This window comes from Thermus sp. FJN-A, assembly GCF_054655095.1.
In genome coordinates this window covers 1-3353 of record NZ_BAAHSC010000181.1, presented here as the reverse complement: position 1 = coordinate 3353, position 3353 = coordinate 1, and the positions used below count along the sequence as shown (strand labels likewise).

General features: G+C 64.3%; 4 protein-coding genes, 1 rRNA gene and 1 pseudogene. 2 read left to right on the top strand and 4 right to left on the bottom strand.

Going from position 1 to position 3353, the window contains the following annotated elements:
- Positions 1–108: ribosomal RNA gene (locus ACYQ0J_RS07460) — 23S ribosomal RNA — on the bottom strand; the annotation flags it as partial.
- Positions 109–331: 223 nt separating this feature from the next.
- Here ACYQ0J_RS07460 and ACYQ0J_RS07455 point away from each other — a divergent pair.
- Positions 332–679 (top strand): phage holin family protein, encoded by a 348-nt coding sequence (locus ACYQ0J_RS07455; RefSeq protein ID WP_460171538.1) that lies wholly within the window; start codon positions 332–334, stop codon positions 677–679.
- On the opposite strand, the gene ACYQ0J_RS07450 is transcribed toward ACYQ0J_RS07455, so the two are convergent.
- Genes ACYQ0J_RS07450 through ACYQ0J_RS07440 form a run of 3 tightly spaced genes read right to left on the bottom strand, consistent with a single transcriptional unit; the run spans position 676 to position 3110 of the window.
- Positions 676–1107, bottom strand: coding sequence for a CBS domain-containing protein (locus tag ACYQ0J_RS07450; protein WP_460171537.1), 432 nt, complete (start codon positions 1105–1107; stop codon positions 676–678). The two genes, ACYQ0J_RS07455 and ACYQ0J_RS07450, sit on opposite strands and share 4 nt — an antisense overlap.
- A gap of 48 nt (positions 1108–1155) precedes the next feature.
- Entirely contained in the window at positions 1156–1962 is an 807-nt protein-coding gene (locus ACYQ0J_RS07445) for a universal stress protein (protein WP_460171536.1), read from the bottom strand.
- A 14-nt stretch (positions 1963–1976) separates the two neighbouring features.
- A complete protein-coding gene (locus tag ACYQ0J_RS07440) occupies positions 1977–3110 on the bottom strand; it encodes an MFS transporter (protein WP_460171535.1) in 1134 nt (377 codons plus the stop codon).
- A gap of 59 nt (positions 3111–3169) precedes the next feature.
- Here ACYQ0J_RS07440 and ACYQ0J_RS07435 point away from each other — a divergent pair.
- Positions 3170–3353 (top strand): annotated as a pseudogene (locus tag ACYQ0J_RS07435) (IS982 family transposase); the annotation flags it as partial.

Sequence of the window (3353 nt, the reverse complement as noted above, 5' to 3'; positions counted from 1 at the left end):
CCAGGGATCAACGCCCGCTACCGGCTCCCCCTGGCTTATCGCAGGTAGCCACGTCCTTCATCGGCTCGGGTGCCAAGGCATCCACCGTGGGCCCTTAGCATCTTGACCCTCAAAGACCACGCTCCACACGTGGCCCTGGGCTCCTATCCATCCACCCCAGCTTTCAAGATCCCCCGCCACCATCCAGGCAGCGCAAAGAAAAAACTACCAGACCAAAGCACCTGTGTCAAGGGGGCAAGGCGGGAGCACGGGTGGCAACCCCCCTTAGGGCACTTAAGCACGGAGGGGCCACACCAGCTGAAGGAGGGAGGCATCCGGTAAGCTTAGGAGCATGCGAAAGCTTTTGGCGCGGCTTTTGCTCAACACCCTGGCCCTCTGGCTGGTGAGCCTCCTCTACCCTGGGGTTTCCTTCGCTCCCGGGGCAGGGCTTGTTGACTACCTGGTGGCCGGGGCCCTATGGGGGCTGGCCAATGCCGTTCTTAAGCCTATCTTTCTCGTCCTCACCCTGCCCCTGAACGTGATCACCCTGGGGCTTTTCACCCTGGTGGTGAACGGGGGCTTGCTTTACCTGGTGGCCCAAGCCACCGCCCTCGAGGTGGCGGGGTTCCCCGAGGCGTTCGTGGGAGCCTTAATCCTTTCCCTGGTGAGCCTTGCCCTCAACTGGGTGCTGGCCGATTAACGGTTTTCCATCACGTAGCGGGAAAGCTCTTCTATCACCACTTCCTGCTCGGTGATGATGGCCTTTACCGCGTCGCCGATGGAGATGACCCCCACCACCCTACCCCCCTCCACCACGGGGAGGTGCCGCACCCGGTGCTCGGTCATGAGGCGCATGGCCTCGGAAAGGTCGGCCTCTGGTCCCACGGTCACCACGCTTTCGGTCATAACCTCCTCAACCCAGGTATCCTTGGAGAAACGGCCCAGGAGGACCAGCTTCCTGGCGTAGTCCCGCTCGGAAAAGATGCCGAGAAGCCGGTCTCCTTCCATTACCAAAAGAGCCCCGATGTCGTGCTGGGCCAGCTTCCGCAGGGCCTCCAGCACCGTGGCCTTAGGCGGGATGGTGTGGACCTCCGTGCCCTTGCGCAACAGGACCTGGCGAACGGTCATATGACCCCCTTTCCCTTTAGGGGTCTATTATACCAAATGGGCCGCGCCTTATCGGACAGCGAGTACAGGCCCCACGGCGTGGCGCACCACGTACTCCGTGGTGCTCCCCAACACCAACCTGCGCACCGGGGCCCCCAGGGCCAGGAGGTCCGAGGGGCTTTGCATGGCCAAAAGGTGTTCGGCCGGATCTCCGGAAAAGGCCAGAGCCTCCACCCGAATGCCCTGGTCCTTCAGGTAGGTTTCGGCCTCCAAGGCCCAGGCTCCCGCCTGCACCGGATCCTCGTGCACGCTCAGCACGCGCACAAAGAGCCCCAGGGGCTTGGCCAAGGAAGCCAAGGTGTGGAGGGCCCGCACCGCGCTCTCCGAGGCGTTGTACCCCAGGAGGGCCCCCTCGATCTCCACGTAGTCGGTGGGGGCCACCAGCACCGGGGTGGGGGAGGCCCGGAGGACCCGGTCCACCGTGCTGCCCAGCCCCGCAAAGCTCCCCCCATGGGCCTCGCCGCTCCTCCCCAAGACCAAAAGGTCTGCGGAGCGGGCGTGGCGGAGGATGACCTCGTGGGGCAACCCCGTCTCCATGATCACCTCCACCTGAAGCCCCGCCTCCTCCGCGCTTTTACGCAGGCGTTCCAGTAAGGCTTCCCCCTTGGCGGTGAGGGCTTTTTCCAACTCCTCCCGGTAGACCGGCAAGGGGATGGTGATGGCCCCAAAATCCAGAAGCTCCGGTACCCGGATGAGGCGGACATCCCTCACGTAAAGCACCACCAACTTGGCGGAGAGCTTGTAGCAAAGCCATTCGGCCAGCACCTCCGCCCCCCGAGCTTGGGAGGAGCCGTCTGTGGCCAAGAGGATCCTCATGGGTCCATCTTACGTTAGGCCCCTCGAGGCAAGGGCCCCCTCACGGCCCGCGCCAAGGCCCAGGCGGGCAGGATCAGAACCCCTAAGGCCAAGAGAACCGGCATCACCCCGAAAAGCTCTATAAGGTGGCCAATGGGGGCGTAGAAGAGCCCGGCGAACCCCCAGGTAAAGCCCATCAGCAACCCGGACACCGTGGCCGTCTGCCGGGGCTCCAGCTCCTGGGCCATCACCACGGCCACGGGGATGCCCGCGTTCATCAACGCCCCCGTGACGGCAAGAAGCAAGAGGTAAAGGGGATTCTCCGGTGGAAGGAGGAGAAGCGCCAGGTAAAGGGGTAGCCCAAAGGACAACGTGCCCACCAAGACCGCCTTCCGCCCCCAGCGGTCCGAGAGGGTACCCCCCAGAAAGGCCCCCAGGGTGGCGGACAGGCTGTAGGTGGAAAGGCTCAAGGCGGTATAGGCATCGGAAAGGCCCCGCTGGGCAAACCAGTAGGGGAGCGTGGTGGAAAAGCTCATGAAAACCAGGCTGCGCAGGGTGGCCATCCCCCAAAGCCGGGCCACATCCCCCCGGAAGACCCGGAGGAAGTCCCGAAAGCCCGCAGGCCTTCCCTTCCCCCGCACGGGGGGCAGCCGCAGGAGGGCCAAAGCGGGGAGCAAGGCCAAAGGCGTGAGCCAAAAGAGGCCTTCTAGCCCCCAAGCCCCCACAACGAAAAGGGCCACCACGGGTCCCAGGGAAAGGCCCAGATACCCCGCAGAACCGAAGAAGGAGAGCCAGAAGCCCTTTCGGTCCCTAGGGGCCAGCTCCCCCACCAGGCTGGCCCCGGAGGCGTGGAAGAGGGCCGAGCCCAAACCCGCCACGCCCAGGACCAAAAGCAACCCCTCAAACCGGGGCCAAAGGCCCAAAGAGCCCATGCCCAAGGCCACCAGAACCGGCCCCAGGGCGGCGAGAAGCCTGCGGTCTAAGCGGTCGGCCACCAATCCGGCCAGGGGTTGGAGGAGGCTCCCCGTCAAGGAGTAGACGGAGACCAAAAGGCCCACCGTGCCCAGGCCCACCCCGAAGTGGGCCATGAGCTTGGGGAGCAGGGGGGTGAGGAAGTTGGAAAAGAGATCGTTGACCGCGTGGAGCCAGGCCAGGAGGAGGGGCAACACCCCCCTATCCTAACCCAAGTTGCTACCTATCCCCTGGATCTGAAAAAATAGTGGCCGCTATGCTTTCCCGTCTCATAGCGGCCTTTTGCATTATAGACGACGCCCTGCAAGCCATGGGCTACAAGGATGACCCCCAAGCCAAAACGCCCGCCTCCGCCATCCTCACCCTCGCCCTCCTTGCCGCCCTAGAGTTCGGCGGCAAGCACAACAAGGCCCTGGCCCTCGCCAAAGACCTCGGCCTCT